The organism is Alcanivorax jadensis T9 (assembly GCF_000756655.1).
GTDB classification, from domain to species: Bacteria; Pseudomonadota; Gammaproteobacteria; order Pseudomonadales; family Alcanivoracaceae; genus Alcanivorax; species Alcanivorax jadensis.
Map to the genome: position 1 here is coordinate 464,210 of NZ_ARXU01000002.1, position 14,761 is coordinate 478,970.

A 14,761-nucleotide genomic window follows, 5' to 3' on the forward strand; every position below is an offset into this window, starting at 1 on the left:
ACCTTGCCCGTGTCTCGCGGGCAGGCCTGGACACGTCATCAGGAGCGCCATGACCACCTTACTGCTGAATCTGCGCCGGGTTCCGGACGACGAGGCCGATGAAGTTCGCGCCTTGCTGGAACAGCACCAGATCCTGTTCTATGAGACCGCCCCGAGCATGTGGGGGATCTCCTCCGGCGGCATCTGGCTGACCCAGCCCGATGACCGGGAGCGAGCCAAGGCATTACTGGCCGACTATCAGCAGGAACGCGCCCGGCGTCAGCGAGAGGCCTATGAGGAGGCACAACGGGAAGGGACGGCCCCGACACTGGCAGGGCGACTGCGTGAACAGCCGCTTCGCGTGGCAGGATTGTTCGTGGTGGTGCTGGTGCTGTTACTGGTAACGCTGCTGCCGTTCCTGACTCTGGGTTAGGGACACTCTGGGGAATTCCTTCTCTACCCTGCCCCCGGTCTTGTTGCTCAGTGCTTGCGTGCACCCAGCACTTTGCGCCAGAGCGGGCGCGGCTGCTCCTTGCGTTCTTCATCCATGCGGGAAAGCATCCCGGTAATGGCATCCGAGACCTGTTCGCGCAATTGCCAGAGCACTGCGGGATCTTTTTCCTGGCCTTGCAGGTGAGCCGTCGGAATGGGCTTGCCGATGGCAAAGCGGAAAGGCTCGGCTTTGGGCAGCAAGGTAGGACCGATGCCTTTCACTAACGGCATGAACAGATCACCGCCGCGCATCAGCGAGTTGATCTTGTCGTTGCCCAGCAACCGCTTGCCAAGCCAGCCGTTGGCAAAATCGTCACCGTCATAAACGATGTCGTAGGCCTCATCACAGCCCAGTGAGGCAAAGGGGATAATGTCGAACCCCTGCTCAATGGCCATGTAGACAAAACCGGTTCGTTTCTTCCACACCAGCTGGTTGATCTCGTCCCGACGCTTGGCTACCTCGCGGGCGCCGCCCGGAAATACCAGCACATGCTGGCCGCTTTCCATCAACCGGCGACAGTTTTCACGGGTACCCGGCACGGCGCCAAAACGGGTCACCAGCTTGCCCCACACCGGCGTCGGGAAGTGGAAGTGATCCCCCAGGGAGCGTGGGAACACCCCGGTCTGCCGATACAGTTCGTAGACGAACAGCGGGGAGTCCAGCACGCCCATCAGCGCGTGATTCCCCACAAACAGGCCCGGTCGCTGCGGGTCCACATTTTCCGCGCCTTCCAGCGTCGCGTCGAAATAGCGGCGCTGCATGGCCGTCACCCGGGCCATGGTGCGCAGGGACGGCGGGCGGAAATCTTCAATGGGGATCTCGATATCGGACACGGTTACCTCGGTCTGTCTTCGCTGGTGTCAGCGCCAGGGTGGGCAAGACTAGCATTATACAGGCTGGATACCATGGCAGGGCCGCCGCTGACGGCCAGTCGACAAGGGCTTGAAATCGGCGACCAGAAGGGTTCCCGTCCGGAAGTGCCCGGGGTAATCACTCGGATGTATCGGCTTGTGCCAATTGCAGCAGGTCGCGGGCGTAGGCATTCACGTCAAAGGGCGTTTCTTCATTCATGCTGACAGCAATATGCGCCGCCAGCACATCCGCCATTTTTTCCAGTGCTTCTTCACGACCCACCCCCTGGCCGATCAGGTCCATGATCACCAGCCCCGCCTCACGGGGGTGGCCATCGGCAATCTGGTTTTCCACCGCGTCCACCAGAGCCTTCTGTGCAAAATCGTCTTCTGCCTGTTCCATTTCCTGCATGATACGTCCCGTTCTTTATTCACTTAGCGTCGTGCACAGGATATCACCTGGTGTTCCATCCCATAACAACAGACAAGCCATCCTCGGCCCTTTCACCGCCAAACCACCACCGGGTAAAGGGCGGCTCTCCATGAATGTATATACATTGACTATCTATATGATAGCCGATAGGGTTGTTGAGTGCCGCGCTTAAACCGGCGAACATGCTGCCCTATTTTCTTAATGACGGTTATCGATATGTCGAAGACCAAAACGCCAAAGAAAAATAGCCAGCTGATCATTCGCATTAATGATGAAGAGCGTGCTCGGTTTGTCTCACTCTGTGAGGAGCTAGATACCAGTGCTGCACGCGAGGTACGCCGGTTTATTCGCAGCTTTATCAAGGACCAGGAAAAGCAGTCCGGCAATTAGCCGTATTTCCCCGGCCCGCTACGACTATCCAGAAAAAGGAAACTGCGATCATGTCCAAGCGTAAAAAACTGAAGAAAGCGATCAAGAACAGCAAATCCAAAATCTCCAAGCAGGAAAGCACGCTGAAGAAGTTGAAGAAGAAACTCAAGAAGCTGTAAGCGCTTCAAGAATCAAGGGCCAGTTCCGCTGGCCCTTCTTGCCCTGATCCAGATCAGACCTTCCCGCCCCGCCTCAATCCTGAATCAACCAGGCAGTCAACTTTGACGCCAATATATCCAGCACGGCCTCCTGATCCATCCCGGACGGAGCCATCAATACCAGATGCAGCAAACTGCCGGCGGTTGAGGTAGCCATCAGGTAGAGCGAGTAAGGATGCACGTTTACCCGATACTGCTGACGGGTTTTCTGCAAGCCGGTCTGCAAAACTTCCTGCAATTCTTTCTGCAGTTGCCGGGTCGCAGGTAGCCGGTGCAGATACGGCACCTGAAATACCAGCACCCGCAACAGCTTGCGATGCCTGCGCATCAGCGAATACAGCGCGCCCAGAAAATGGCGCATGGCCACATGCAGGTCGTTACGGTTATCGGTCTGATCCAGGCGGTTTTGCAGCAGGGACGTGGTTTCCGACAGCAGCTCTTCCGTAAGGCGGGCCACCACGGCTTCCTTGCCCGGGAAATACTCATACACCGAACCGATGCTGACTCCGGCCACCTCGGCGATGGCATTGGTGCTCAGCCCCGTATAACCATGACGTTCCAGAATCCGAGCACAGGCGCCCACCATGGCAGCCACCGACGCCTTCGAGCGCGCCTGCTTGGGTTCTTTTTTCATTTTGAAATCAGCAGCTTGCCACTTTTCTGTGCGCATGATTCAAAGGCCTGTTCCAGTCAGCAAATCCGAGTTTTTCCGAGTATATGCTCAGATTACAATGGCTGCACGAATACTCCTTACCGCAAGTTATGAGACCCGTATGGCCAACGATATCCAGTTCAGACGCCCTAGAATCGGCCCCTATATCAGCCGCTTTCGTAATCATTGGGCCTGGAATGCCAAAAGCCTGCTGACGCCCCGGCAGGCCCTGCACGACCGCGTGCACGGCAAGGTGGTATTACTCACCGGTGCCAGTTCCGGCATTGGCGAAGGCGTGGCTGAGAAACTGGCCGATGCCGGCGCCACCCTGTTGCTGGTGGCGCGCAATGCAGAAAAACTGGAAGCCATTGCCAGCAAAATAAAAAAACGTGGCGGCAAGGCCTGCATTTATCCCGGCGACCTGACCGACCTGGAAGAGTGCGACCGCATCTGCCAGCAGGCTCTGGCGGATCACGGGCGGGTGGATATTCTGATCAACAACGCCGGCCGCTCCATTCGCCGCTCGATCAAATTTACCGTGAACCGTTTCCACGATTACGAGCGCACCATGCAGCTCAATTATTTTGCCGCGCTGCGCCTGGCCGTGAACCTGTTACCGGGTATGGAAGCCCGCGATGAAGGCCATATCATCAATGTATCCACCGTGGGCGTGCAGGCCAACCCGGCCCGCTTTTCCGCCTACCTGGGTTCCAAGTGGGCACTGGAAGGCTGGACCTGGGTCGCGGCCAATGAATATGCCCATACCAACCTGCGCTTTTCTTCCATCAACTATCCGCTGGTGCGCACGCCAATGATTGCGCCCACCAAAATCTATGACTACCTGCCAGTGATGTCTCCGGAAACGGCGGTGAACTGGCTACTGGATGTGGTCATCACCCAGAACAAACGCAAGCTCGGCATTTTCGGCAAGGGAGCCCTGGCCATGTATTACCTGCTGCCGAAGACCTCTGAGTCCATCGTTAACCTTAGCTACCAGAGCCTGTTTGAAACCCCGCCGGCAGATTATGTGTCGCGCAAGGATCGCTTTGCAGGCGACGATGGCATAGCAGACAGGGACAACGACAGAAAGGTGGCACCGTTTCGTGCCAGAGAGAACAAGCACCGGGCCTAGCTGGCCCGTCTGCTCAGTGAACACCCCAGCGGGCCGGGAGCCGGCCTGGACCGGAATACACACTCAGTGCCGTCACCGCCACCAGTATCAATATAATGCCAACAACCTGAGAACTAGCCAGGCTTTCATGCAATATCAACACACCAAATAATGACGCGGTCACCGGCTCAACCATGGCCACGATGGAGGCCACGGCCGGAGCCACATTCCTGAGGCCGACCACATAAAGCACAAACGACAGCCCTGCGCCCAGAACACCCAGCCCGACAAACAGCGGCCAATCCGATGACTTGGCGGCCGCCATAATCTGACCAATATCCGCCGGCCACACCAGCATCATGACCAACACCGAAAATGCGATGAACAGAATCGCCTGGGGACTGCCATGGGGTGCGGCGTATTTGAATCCGAAAATGAATACGGCATAGCAGACCCCGGCCAGCATACCGGCAGTAACGCCGATCACCGTCACCCCTTGCGCCCCCATGTCATACACGCGGGTCAGCAAAACGATACCCAGCATCACCACCGCAATGGCGGCCCACTTCAAAACAGATGGCTGCTCAAGTCTCAAGGCAAACGACACCAGGTAAACGAACACCGGTGCGCAGTACATCAGCGTGGCCGCCACCGCCACACTGCCCTGGGAAATACTGAGAAAATAGAACGCGAAATTACCGGCTACACCCAGGCCGGCAATCACAGACCAACCCCATAAGCGCTGACTCGTCAGGCCATGCCCACCCGGCTGCAGCATCAGCCAGACCAGCACCAGGAGCAGACCAATCGCGCCCCGGTAGAACGACACCAGGTACGCACTCCAGCCTTCGGCCATCAACATACCGCCAATGCCACCTGACAGCCCCCAGCACAGGGCCGCCACAATCACCAACGCTGTGCTCACGCGCGCCATCTGCACTCCCGCCTCCCTGGCACCCTGCAAGGCGCGCCAGGCGACAACGAACGAACCAACACGCAAGCCGCATTTTCATGGGCTCTCATCTGTCACTGAAACGCAGATTTTTTCTGTATGCAACATCCGCAGAAAGCGCCGCAGGCAGGTCGGAAGCAGTCAGTCGTGGTCGTCACAGGACCACGGGAACGTGATCACCGGTGAGAAAAGGGAAGGTCATAAACGCCGGCTGACACCACGGTCATGCAGACCATGATGCCAGCCCTCAAGAAACAGGCGGGGACAATCAGGCGGAGGCAGCCGCTTCCTGCTCAGCCAGGAAACTGTCGATCTGCAGCAGCAACTCACGGTTATCGTGATCCCAGGGATGGAAACCCGGGCGGAAGTAATCCAGGTAGTTGCCAATCTGCTTACGCAGCATGCCGATATCGCCGAAGGTGTAGTGGAAAAACTTCTGCCAGCCCTTCCAGTCTGTCAGCTTGCCCTGCTCGCGCAACACTTCAAGAAAGACCGGAATCACCAGCCCCCAGAACACCACCGTTGCCAGACCCAGTCCGAAACAACGCAGCCCATAGGCGCCAACACCTTTACCCATGACCGCCGTCCAGACATCAAAGGCCACCGCCTTGTGCTCGGTTTCTTCCAGTGCATGCCAGCGCCACAACGCGGCATAGGCCGGGTCGGCGCCTTCAACAACGCGAGGATCACTCAACACACTATCCGCGAGCAGTCCGGTGAAATGTTCCAGGGCAATGGTGCCGCTCAGGGACACCGGGGCACTGTACTTGTTGAAGGTCTTGAGCACGCCCTCCACCAGACGCTCGAATTTGGGCGCCACCGAGGAAACCGCAAACAGGGCATCGTTATATTCTTCATGCTCCCGGCCATGCATGGCTTCCTGACCGATGAACGCGGTCACCGCCTTCTTCAGCTCGGGGTCGGTAATCTGATCCCGGTAGGCACGCACACTGTCGATAAAGAAGCGCTCACCCACAGGCAGGATGGTGGAGAAGGTGTTCAGAAACGCCGTCAGCACGGGCCCGCCCGGGGTGTGCCAGTCTGAAATCCGTTTGGGGTCCACGTTGAAGCGAATACTCCTGCGCGTCGGCACCAGCATGGGCTTGGCGCGGGTATTATCTGTTACCAGACGTAGCGCTGCAGACAGCTTTCTCATTGTAATCTCCAGTCATCATAATGCCCTCAGGCACACTGACAGCATGCCGGGAAAAACAAGGGCCTCATCTAAACATACGCAGGGACCCTTGGCACGATGCTAAAACTTGCATCGCACACGCTATTACTCATAAGGCACCAGCCGCCGTTAAAGCCACGTGAGGCCTGATTCAGCATGCCGCAAAGCGCGATGGGCAATGGCCTTATCAGGGCGACTTTTCACTGTCTGCGGTTTGTATGGAAAAGGTCTCAGGAGCGCCCTGCCGGTCACACAAACAGTACTTACCACCACAAAAACCCGGTGATAATCTGTTTCCCTGACGTTGTGATGGATATCGGTACCCGCCCCCACCAGCGAATGCTGGCCGGAACAGATGCCTCTGTCGAGCCGCACCGTAAATAACAGACAAGAAAGGGATGCAGCCATGGAAAACGACTTTGACTATCTCATCATTGGTGGGGGATCTGCAGGGTGCGCCCTGGCCGGGCGATTGAGCGAGGACCCTGACACCCGCGTCTGTCTACTCGAAGCCGGGGGCCAGGGTGACGGGCTGCTGGTCAACGTGCCGTCCGGCGCCGTGGCCATGCTCTCCAAGCCCATCAATAACTGGGTCATGGAAACAGTCCCGCAGAAAGGCCTGAATGGTCGCCAGGGTTTCCAGCCCCGCGGCAAGTGCCTGGGCGGCTCCTCCGCCATCAATGCCATGGTCTATATCCGTGGCCACCGCGAAGACTACGACCACTGGGCCGCACTGGGCAATGACGGCTGGTCCTACGATGATGTGCTGCCCTACTTCCGCCTTAATGAACACAACGAGCGTCTCGATAACGAATACCACGGCACCGACGGCCCGCTCTGGGTCAGCGACAGCCGCACCGGCAACCCGTTTCAGGATTACTTCCTGGATGCCGCCCGAGAGTGCGACATCCCCATTACCGATGACTTCAACGGCGCCGAGCAGGAAGGTGCCGGGGTCTTTCAGGTCACCCAGAAGGATGGCGAGCGCTGGAGCAGCGCGCGGGCTTACCTGTTTCCCCACCTGGATCGGAAGAACCTGCAGGTGGAAACCCTGGCCCAGGTCCAGCGTATCCTGTTCGACGGTAAGCGCGCTGTGGGTGTGGAATTCAAGCAGGGCAAACAGCTGCGTACTCTCCGCGTCCGCAAGGAAGTGCTGCTGTCTGCCGGGGCCTTCCAGTCTCCCCAGCTGCTGATGCTGTCCGGGGTGGGCGATATGGAGGAACTGAAAAAGCACAACATCCATGTGGTGCATCATCTGCCCGGCGTGGGCAAGAACCTGCAGGATCATCCGGATTTCATTTTCGGCTACACCACCGACAATCCGGCTACCTTCGGCCTGTCACCGGGCGGCATGTGGCGGGCGCTAATGGCCATGGCAACCTATCGCAAGGAACGTCGCGGGCTGTGGACCTCCAACTTTGCCGAAGCCGGCGCCTTCCTGAAAACCCGGCCGGAACTGTCCGCCCCGGATCTACAACTGCACATGGTCACCGCCCTGGTGGATGATCACGGTCGCAAGATGCACTTCACCCAGGGCTACTCCTGTCATGTCTGCCTGCTGCGCCCGCGCAGCCGGGGCAGCGTGCAACTGGCCAGCGCCAACCCGGACGACCTGCCCCTGATCGACCCGGCCTTCCTGGACGATCCCCAGGATCTGGAAGACATGGTGGAAGGCTACAAGATCACGCAGAAAATCATGGAAGCGCCGTCACTAAAGCGCTGGATGAAGAAGGACATGTTCACCGAAAATGTGAAAACTGACGACGACATCCGCGACGTGATCCGCCAACGCGCTGACACCGTTTACCACCCGGTGGGTTCCTGCAAGATGGGCACCGATGAACACGCCGTGGTCGACCCGCAATTACGCGTTCACGGCATCGAAGGGCTGCGCGTCATCGATGCCTCCATCATGCCCACCCTGATCGGCGGCAACACCAACGCGCCGGCAATGATGATTGCGGAAAAAGCAGTGGATATGATTCGGGGCAACAGCCGGGTGGCTTAGGCTTAGCCCCGATCAAACCGACAAGGCAGCCGCATTCTCATGCCACCGAGATACCCGCTCATGAATGAGCGGGCATATGCCTGCCAAGCAGCATTTTCCGGACATCCCCGTTTGTCTGCACACTGAGCACCAGCAGATAGCAGGAGAGGAACAGAGCGCCCCCGAAAAACGCGCACAGCGCCAGCCCGATCCCGGAAAGGGATATTCCCTGCCGCCACAGCACCCAGAGTGCCGAAAGCGCCAGCATGAACATGAAATCCAGGTTGAATTGGCCTGGCCACTCTATCGCCGCCATATCGGCGAAGAAGACCGTCAGCAAATTCATTCCGTGATTCCCAACCACAACCGCGGTGTACGCGGACAGAATCACGAGCATGGCGACAAGCAAACTGCGAAAAAAAATCATGAACCTCACCTCCCAGACGCCGAGAAAACGATGATTTTATCGGTTTTACGCTGGTATACCATTACCTGTGAGGTAATGGCACAGATTGCTTGCCCCCTGCCCTATGGCCTATGGAAGGCAGTAACGGATCGTGGCCCTCGCTGGTGATTCACAGTTGGCCCGGATCAATCAGGATCTTGGCGTGCTGCTCCGGATTACCCAACGCGGCAAAGGCGTCGTCCACTCCGGACAATCCCACCGTGCCGGTAATCATCGGCCCCACATTCACTTTGCCTTCGGCAATCATGTGTAACGCATCGCGGAATTCGATGGGCATGTAGCCCAGGGTAAAACGCAGATCAATTTCCTTGTTGATGGCATTCACCGGGAAAAAGTGATCCCGTTTCATGCAGACGCCCACCACCACAATGCAGGAGCGCAACGGCGCATCCGCGACGATGCTCTCGATCATTCCCGGAATGCCAACGCACTCGAAAATCACCGGCCGTTTCGGCTTGGTCACCCCGGCCACTTCCGCCGCCCGCCACAACGGCTCCCAGGGCAACGGCGTCATGCGCAGCATGGCCATGCCATCCAGGGCCATGTCGAACAGCTGCGGCGCATCTACCACAAACCCGCGTTTCTCAAGGCCTTCATAAGGACTACCTTGTGACGGGTCTACCACCACATGAGCACCCATGGCCTTGGCCAGATTGCGCCGCGTCGGCGAGTAATCGCTGGCGACGATATGGCGCACACCCTTGGCCTTGAGCATGGCAATCACGCCCAGACCGATCGGCCCACAACCGATCACAATCGCCGTGTCACGACGGCGGATCTCGGACCGATTCACCGCATGCAGAGACACCGCCATGGGTTCAGTCAAAGCAGCGTGGTCATCAGAAATTCCGTTGGTTACCGGGAAGGCCAGCGACTCTTCCACCAGAACACGTTCGGCATAGGCGCCAGGCGCCTGAGTGGACAAACCTGTCAGGTGTGCCACCCCGTTATTGCGACGCATGGGCATGGCCACAACACGTTTTCCTGGCTTCCAACGACGGTGCGTTTTTGCACCGTAGTCTGCAATCTCACCCACAAACTCATGCCCCAGCACCACATGCTCATGACTGCGCATAATATGGGGGTACCCGACACGCTCCGTGGCCTCCGCCAGTTCATCCGCATGATGCCGGGCATGCAGGTCCGACCCACAAATACCACAGCGCAACACATTCAGCAGAATTTGGCCCTTGCCGGGCTCTGGCTCAGCCACATCCTGAACCTCAAAGTCACCGTGGTGGCAAACAACAGCTTTCATGGTTATTTTCTCTCACAAAGCGGGCTTCATTGACCCAGTTATAGTGTCGCGCAAAAACATGACTAAACAGGTCGCATGGAGCCAAATGGTTCATTACCAGCAAGCAAAGAGAAGTCTGGGAAGCAAAGTCCGGATCGAGGTCCGGGACACGCATAGATTTATAGCGATGGGATTCACAGTAGCAAGCGGGGATTGTTCTTATTAGAGAGCAGTTTCGGAAAGGTGCTATAAGTTGGGCGAATGAATAGGACTCGTTGAGCTCGGCTCAAACGCACGGGGCAAGACCTGACCCCGATGCTCGACCCCGATGTTCCCGCGGTTGTAACGAACTCCGCCTACAGACATCAAAGCGCAAACCTAAACCATAGGGATTCTCTTATGCGCGCGCCGCTTAGTCTGTTTCTTTTTCTTTTGTCTGCAATGCTGCAGGCCGGCAGCACGCCGCTGACATTCAGCAGTGGCGAACAACAAGTCTCTTTGATTGAGCTTTACACTTCCGAGGGTTGCAGCAGATGCCCACCGGCAGACCGGTTCCTGCAATCGCTGGGAAAGCAAGAAGGGCTATTTTCAACGTTTATCCCATTGTCTTTTCACGTGGATTACTGGGATTACATCGGTTGGGCAGACCCTTATGCCAGCCCGGCCTTTAGTGACCGGCAACGTCGCTACGCTCAGATTCACGACTCAAATCGTGTATACACACCTGGTTTTTTCATCAACGGCAATGAGTGGCGCGGCTTTTTTCAACGTGATCGTAACTGGCGGGGTTCCCTATCACGGAAAAAGGTTGGTGTTCTTTCGGTTACCTACCAACACCCGACATCGCAGGCCACGTTCGAGGGCAAGCTTCCCGATAGCGCACGGCTCAATACCGCATGGATCGGCCTCGGCCTGGAGTCCTCAATACAACGTGGAGAGAACCGCGGCAAAACCTTACAGCACGATTTCGTTGTTTTGCAGTGGAAAAACCAACCCATGCCGTCTTCTACCGTGACCCTCACGCTACCTTCTCCACCCGACAACGGACAACAACGCACCGGGCTGGTGGCCTGGATAAGCCAGAGCAGCGACCCCAGGCCCGTACAAGCCGCGGGCAGTCTCCTGCCGTCAAAAACCACAATTCATTAAAGTCTACGGAGACTCCATGTTTGCCAACAAATACTCTTCGGCATGTATTCGTAACGTCGCCGCCAGCCTTCTTTTTCTTTCCTCTTCACTGGCCGTGGCAGCTCCGACCGCTATCAACACGCCGCTTTCTCGGGCTCCCCTAGATGACACCAGCCACTTCGGTATCGGCGTCACAACGTCAATCACCGAACGGCCTTTTGTCGGTGTCGATAAACAAAACGAAGGGCTCCCCTATTTTTCCATCCGCTATAAACGCTTCAGCCTGGAAGGCCTTGATGTCGGCCTGGATCTCTTTAAAAAAGACAATAGCGTATTGGGGCTGGTCGTCACGCCTCGCTTCTATGAAGTCACCTCAGGCTTTGCTGACAATGGTGAACTTAACGGCATAGAGACAACACACCGCACCGTCTTTGCCGGGCTGTCTTATGACTATCAGCAGTCCATGTATCAAATATCTGCCAACCTATTGAAAGATATAGGCAATGAGAGCGACGGCCTGGAAACGAGCATTACTGTCAGCCGCGGGGTTAACTGGGGAGATTTCACCATCGCGCCATCTCTGGGACTGGTTTGGCAGGACGGTCGATTAGTCGAGCATTTCTACGGGGTGGACGCCGATGAAACTGCGCCCGGCCGACCCGCCTATGGTGAACATAGCTCACTCAATTATCAGGCCGCCTTGACCGCTATCTGGACGCCGGGAAAACACTGGCACTTTCTTGCTGTCGTCAAAGAGGATTATCTTGGAGAGGGAATTTCCGATAGCCCTATCATTAATGAACGGTCGCTTACCTCCGTCGCGATAGGCGGAATATTTTATTTCTGGTGATATGCCAGGAACGATCGCCATTTTAAAACGGACAATTTAAAACGATAAAACGGGCATTTCATTCATCAAATCTGCTATCGCTGATTTTTATTATTTCTACCTGATCTATTGCCCTGGATCAACGACCGGCCCATCTTTTTGGCAACATCCGCTGATCTATGCCACCCTTTTCAATGTGAAATCTAGTGATGCAATCACTGACTCGGAATAAGGAGAAATGCCATGTACCGGAAGATACTCGTTCCCATCGACCTGGCACACACCGACAAAATGCCGAAGACTCTCAGCACAGCTATCGACATTGCCAAACACTATAGCTCTACGCTGTGCTACGTCAGCGTGACCAGCAGCGCCCCGTCTTCTGCAGCGCACAGCCCGGAAGAGCTGGCGGAGAAGCTCAGTGCCTTTGCCAAGGAACAAGGCCTGGCCCACGGCATCGACACCGACAGCAAGGTCATATCGACACCTGACACCGCCGTGGAACTGGATGACCGGCTCCTGGAAGCCATCAAGGACACGGGCGCTGACCTGGTTATCATGGCTTCGCACACCCCGGGCATTGCCGACAAACTTCACATTCTTCGTTCCAATGGCGCAAACATCGTCAAACACAGCGATATATCGGTTTTCATCGTGCGTTAGGCATGCGGCAAGCCGGGCCTTTCATATCTGGCGAAATGGGTGGCCAGACGACGCCATCCATGTCCTACCTTGTTTCTCAAAGAGAGGGGCACGCATAAATTCAGTCATTGCCGGGGCCCCTTATTCGCCTGCTGACTCTAGCTACCTAGTAGGCCTTCCAGCAACTCATCAATTTCCGCTTTGAGTTCTTTGTCCTCAATCTTGTTAGCGCTGACTTTTGCTTCTTCCAGTTTCTTGATTGCCGCATCGGTTTGGCCTAGATCAACATGCAATTTCGCCATGGAGAATGCGATAGATGAGAGGTGGTCTTTGGAGTTGATCTTCTCGGCCTTCGCCAGGGCTTTTTCGTAGCCCTTCAGCGCCTCTTCCAGATCTTCGGTAAAGTCGGCCAGGGTCTCCCATTGCTCCGGGTGGTCCTTGTCGGTGCTTTCATTCTCGGTACAAATGGCTTGTAGCTGCGCATAAAGAGAATCAAACTCGCCTTTATTGCCTTTTCTGTCAGCCTCCATCAGCTGTTCAGCCAGCCCATAAACTGCCTTGTATATTTTGGTGTTAATCATTTTCGCTCTACTGCCAGTGTGTGGGTACTGCCGATTAATGTTTATAGTTTGGCATGCTGCTCAGGGCTACCCAAGCGGGGGAACGCATCAATCAAGTCGCCACGTAAATCCGGCTAATGCGTATTAGCGGCGACGGCGCCCGGTAATCATGGACAAGGGAAGGTTTTCCTTGAGGCGACAGCTTTCATACAACACCCCCAGGATGTGGAGAACAACCAACCCCAGCAATGTCGTAGCGAAGCCCCAGTGCAGGTCTTTCACCCATTCAACCCCCCAGAACATGTCGGTTTCTTCCATCATATATCCGGTAGTGGCGAGTCCTGCCAGACACGACATCATGAGGATCATCACCACGGCACCAAGTGGTGTATGCCCTAGCCGACGGTAACCCTCGCCACGCAGCAAGCTGCTCCAGTGTGCAACCAGCCGTGACGGTGTAGGGAAGAAATCAGACCAGCGTGCAGCACCATGGCTCACAAACCCCCAGAAAAACCGCAGCACCAACATACCCGCTGCGGTATAACCCAGAATAATGTGGAGATCGCCACCTTTTTCATTGAAAAAATAGTTGGCGACAAAGACAACAGCAACCGTCCAGTGAAAAATCCGGATCAGCGGATCCCAGACCTGAACAGTAGCCATTTGAATCAGTCCTTGATCTCGGTCTTCAGTGTTTCGCCGGTGACTGGATCATAGTAAATCTCAACTTTCTTGCCTTCCTCATTCCAGCCATACAGCTCGTAACAATCGCCATCAGTGATCTTGAACACCTTGACCTTGTAGCCATCGTCAACCAGCTTCTGCTCGAAAGCATCCTTATCCATCCATTTTGTACGATCTTTCTCCTGGCACTCAGGACCCGCAACGGCTGCGGCGCTCAGGGCAAGCAATGACGAAACAAGAACAATACGCATGTTTTTTCCTCTTCGGGGTTGAAAACAAGGAGGCTGTACCGACCAGCATTCAACGGCACGGCCAGCAAGTTTGCCATATCTTTTCAGTCAAGTAACACGCCGCAAAGTTCCTTGGCAGCTCATCCTGCCCGAGGCAAGCCTTCCTTGGCCCGCACCGTAGGGCACATTCACAAACTGTTCACAACGATGTTGGAAATTTTCCAATTAATGAGTATCACCTACTGCGCCGCACCCCGCAATTGGACAAGGCTCCGCTGCGTTATCGAGACACAGCCACCCTTATCGTCTGTCAAACCAAACGATGCACCGGCACGTTTTCTATCCCCCCCCCCAAAAAGATCGGCCCTCAGAAATTCCTGGAAGCATTGACCGCGACGCTTATCCCGGCAGACACTAGCACCCTCAATATTTTTAAAAGAGCGCACCATGGCCACCTTACTCAATGCAAATTTCGATCAACGCGTGGTCATTCGTCCCACGGATTACCGATGGGTCACCTCACCCATGCCCGGCGTTGAGCGCATGATGCTGGATCGCATCGGCGACGAGGTAGCACGGGCGACCTCCATCGTGCGGTATGCCCCGCATAGTGCGTTCTCGTCCCACACCCATGATGGCGGCGAAGAGTTTCTGGTGTTGGAGGGGGTGTTCTCGGATGAACATCAGGACTACCCAGCGGGCACCTACGTGCGCAACCCTATTGGCACCACTCACACGCCTCGCATCGGCAAGGAAGGCGCAACGA

At 56.2% G+C, this 14,761-nt stretch carries 18 protein-coding genes; 8 read left to right on the top strand and 10 right to left on the bottom strand.

What is annotated here, in order from left to right:
* Positions 1-49 precede the first annotated feature (49 nt).
* Positions 50-412, top strand: a complete 363-nt coding sequence (locus T9A_RS04595; protein WP_035245447.1) for a DUF6164 family protein — start codon at positions 50-52, stop codon at positions 410-412.
* A 47-nt stretch (positions 413-459) separates the two neighbouring features.
* Here T9A_RS04595 and T9A_RS04600 read toward each other — a convergent pair whose 3' ends face one another.
* Both T9A_RS04600 and T9A_RS04605 read right to left on the bottom strand, forming a co-directional pair.
* On the bottom strand, positions 460-1,305 hold the full coding sequence (locus T9A_RS04600; RefSeq protein WP_232222004.1) for a lysophospholipid acyltransferase family protein: 846 nt from the start codon (positions 1,303-1,305) through the stop codon (positions 460-462).
* A 157-nt stretch (positions 1,306-1,462) separates the two neighbouring features.
* Positions 1,463-1,735, bottom strand: coding sequence for a hypothetical protein (locus tag T9A_RS04605; RefSeq protein ID WP_052042477.1), 273 nt, complete (start codon positions 1,733-1,735; stop codon positions 1,463-1,465).
* Between the two features lie 237 nt (positions 1,736-1,972).
* On the opposite strand from T9A_RS04605, the gene T9A_RS17160 reads away from it, so the two are divergent.
* Positions 1,973-2,146 carry a hypothetical protein gene (locus tag T9A_RS17160; protein ID WP_198030612.1) on the top strand — a complete coding sequence of 58 codons (174 nt, stop codon included), beginning with the start codon at positions 1,973-1,975 and terminating at the stop codon, positions 2,144-2,146.
* Positions 2,147-2,377: 231 nt separating this feature from the next.
* Here the strand turns inward: T9A_RS17160 and T9A_RS04615 are convergent, their stop codons facing one another.
* Entirely contained in the window at positions 2,378-2,977 is a 600-nt protein-coding gene (locus tag T9A_RS04615) for a TetR/AcrR family transcriptional regulator (RefSeq protein WP_232222005.1), read from the bottom strand.
* A gap of 139 nt (positions 2,978-3,116) precedes the next feature.
* Here T9A_RS04615 and T9A_RS04620 point away from each other — a divergent pair, with 139 nt between their 5' ends.
* On the top strand, positions 3,117-4,127 hold the full coding sequence (locus T9A_RS04620; RefSeq protein ID WP_084573394.1) for an SDR family NAD(P)-dependent oxidoreductase: 1,011 nt from the start codon (positions 3,117-3,119) through the stop codon (positions 4,125-4,127).
* Positions 4,128-4,140: 13 nt separating this feature from the next.
* On the opposite strand, the gene T9A_RS04625 is transcribed toward T9A_RS04620, so the two are convergent.
* Positions 4,141-5,040 carry a DMT family transporter gene (locus T9A_RS04625; RefSeq protein WP_035245453.1) on the bottom strand — a complete coding sequence of 300 codons (900 nt, stop codon included), beginning with the start codon at positions 5,038-5,040 and terminating at the stop codon, positions 4,141-4,143.
* Between the two features lie 286 nt (positions 5,041-5,326).
* Positions 5,327-6,214, bottom strand: a complete 888-nt coding sequence (locus tag T9A_RS04630) for a metal-dependent hydrolase (protein WP_052042478.1) — start codon at positions 6,212-6,214, stop codon at positions 5,327-5,329.
* Between the two features lie 424 nt (positions 6,215-6,638).
* On the opposite strand from T9A_RS04630, the gene T9A_RS04635 reads away from it, so the two are divergent.
* Positions 6,639-8,240 carry a GMC family oxidoreductase gene (locus tag T9A_RS04635; protein WP_035245454.1) on the top strand — a complete coding sequence of 534 codons (1,602 nt, stop codon included), beginning with the start codon at positions 6,639-6,641 and terminating at the stop codon, positions 8,238-8,240.
* 58 nt (positions 8,241-8,298) lie between these two features.
* Here the strand turns inward: T9A_RS04635 and T9A_RS04640 are convergent, their stop codons facing one another.
* Together T9A_RS04640 and T9A_RS04645 are read right to left on the bottom strand one after the other, a co-directional pair.
* Positions 8,299-8,646, bottom strand: coding sequence for a hypothetical protein (locus tag T9A_RS04640; RefSeq protein ID WP_035245456.1), 348 nt, complete (start codon positions 8,644-8,646; stop codon positions 8,299-8,301).
* A 148-nt stretch (positions 8,647-8,794) separates the two neighbouring features.
* Positions 8,795-9,943: a zinc-binding dehydrogenase gene (locus tag T9A_RS04645; RefSeq protein WP_035245459.1), complete on the bottom strand. Its 1,149-nt coding sequence runs from the start codon at positions 9,941-9,943 to the stop codon at positions 8,795-8,797.
* A 378-nt stretch (positions 9,944-10,321) separates the two neighbouring features.
* Here T9A_RS04645 and T9A_RS04650 point away from each other — a divergent pair, with 378 nt between their 5' ends.
* The 3 genes from T9A_RS04650 (at position 10,322) to T9A_RS04660 (ending at position 12,542) form a co-directional block, all read left to right on the top strand.
* Positions 10,322-11,071, top strand: a complete 750-nt coding sequence (locus tag T9A_RS04650; protein ID WP_035245461.1) for a DUF1223 domain-containing protein — start codon at positions 10,322-10,324, stop codon at positions 11,069-11,071.
* A 16-nt stretch (positions 11,072-11,087) separates the two neighbouring features.
* Positions 11,088-11,900, top strand: a complete 813-nt coding sequence (locus T9A_RS04655) for a MipA/OmpV family protein (protein ID WP_035245464.1) — start codon at positions 11,088-11,090, stop codon at positions 11,898-11,900.
* A gap of 222 nt (positions 11,901-12,122) precedes the next feature.
* Positions 12,123-12,542 (top strand): universal stress protein, encoded by a 420-nt coding sequence (locus T9A_RS04660; RefSeq protein ID WP_035245466.1) that lies wholly within the window; start codon positions 12,123-12,125, stop codon positions 12,540-12,542.
* A 137-nt stretch (positions 12,543-12,679) separates the two neighbouring features.
* Here T9A_RS04660 and T9A_RS04665 read toward each other — a convergent pair whose 3' ends face one another.
* The 3 genes from T9A_RS04665 to T9A_RS04675 form a co-directional block, all read right to left on the bottom strand.
* Positions 12,680-13,102, bottom strand: coding sequence for a tetratricopeptide repeat protein (locus T9A_RS04665; protein ID WP_035245468.1), 423 nt, complete (start codon positions 13,100-13,102; stop codon positions 12,680-12,682).
* Positions 13,103-13,225: 123 nt separating this feature from the next.
* The gene (locus tag T9A_RS04670) at positions 13,226-13,744 is read right to left on the bottom strand and encodes a cytochrome b/b6 domain-containing protein (RefSeq protein ID WP_035245469.1); all 519 of its coding nucleotides are present in this window, start codon (positions 13,742-13,744) and stop codon (positions 13,226-13,228) included.
* A gap of 5 nt (positions 13,745-13,749) precedes the next feature.
* A complete protein-coding gene (locus T9A_RS04675) occupies positions 13,750-14,016 on the bottom strand; it encodes a PepSY domain-containing protein (RefSeq protein ID WP_035245471.1) in 267 nt (88 codons plus the stop codon).
* A gap of 426 nt (positions 14,017-14,442) precedes the next feature.
* On the opposite strand from T9A_RS04675, the gene T9A_RS04680 reads away from it, so the two are divergent.
* Positions 14,443-14,761, top strand: a 319-nt coding sequence (locus T9A_RS04680; RefSeq protein WP_035245473.1) for a cupin domain-containing protein, incomplete at its 3' end; no start/stop codon positions are given.

Bases quoted from the DNA above. Each gene is read 5' to 3' on its own strand.
- T9A_RS04665 (WP_035245468.1), bottom strand. From the start codon at position 13,102: ATGATTAACACCAAAATATACAAGGCAGTTTATGGGCTGGCTGAACAG.
- T9A_RS04635 (WP_035245454.1), top strand. From the start codon at position 6,639: ATGGAAAACGACTTTGACTATCTCATCATTGGTGGGGGATCTGCAGGG.
- T9A_RS04620 (WP_084573394.1), top strand. From the start codon at position 3,117: ATGGCCAACGATATCCAGTTCAGACGCCCTAGAATCGGCCCCTATATC.
- T9A_RS04640 (WP_035245456.1), bottom strand. From the start codon at position 8,646: ATGATTTTTTTTCGCAGTTTGCTTGTCGCCATGCTCGTGATTCTGTCC.
- T9A_RS04625 (WP_035245453.1), bottom strand. From the start codon at position 5,040: ATGGCGCGCGTGAGCACAGCGTTGGTGATTGTGGCGGCCCTGTGCTGG.
- T9A_RS04670 (WP_035245469.1), bottom strand. From the start codon at position 13,744: ATGGCTACTGTTCAGGTCTGGGATCCGCTGATCCGGATTTTTCACTGG.
- T9A_RS04595 (WP_035245447.1), top strand. From the start codon at position 50: ATGACCACCTTACTGCTGAATCTGCGCCGGGTTCCGGACGACGAGGCC.
- T9A_RS04630 (WP_052042478.1), bottom strand. From the start codon at position 6,214: ATGAGAAAGCTGTCTGCAGCGCTACGTCTGGTAACAGATAATACCCGC.
- T9A_RS04615 (WP_232222005.1), bottom strand. From the start codon at position 2,977: ATGAAAAAAGAACCCAAGCAGGCGCGCTCGAAGGCGTCGGTGGCTGCC.
- T9A_RS04655 (WP_035245464.1), top strand. From the start codon at position 11,088: ATGTTTGCCAACAAATACTCTTCGGCATGTATTCGTAACGTCGCCGCC.
- T9A_RS04645 (WP_035245459.1), bottom strand. From the start codon at position 9,943: ATGAAAGCTGTTGTTTGCCACCACGGTGACTTTGAGGTTCAGGATGTG.
- T9A_RS04650 (WP_035245461.1), top strand. From the start codon at position 10,322: ATGCGCGCGCCGCTTAGTCTGTTTCTTTTTCTTTTGTCTGCAATGCTG.
- T9A_RS04675 (WP_035245471.1), bottom strand. From the start codon at position 14,016: ATGCGTATTGTTCTTGTTTCGTCATTGCTTGCCCTGAGCGCCGCAGCC.
- T9A_RS04660 (WP_035245466.1), top strand. From the start codon at position 12,123: ATGTACCGGAAGATACTCGTTCCCATCGACCTGGCACACACCGACAAA.
- T9A_RS17160 (WP_198030612.1), top strand. From the start codon at position 1,973: ATGTCGAAGACCAAAACGCCAAAGAAAAATAGCCAGCTGATCATTCGC.
- T9A_RS04605 (WP_052042477.1), bottom strand. From the start codon at position 1,735: ATGCAGGAAATGGAACAGGCAGAAGACGATTTTGCACAGAAGGCTCTG.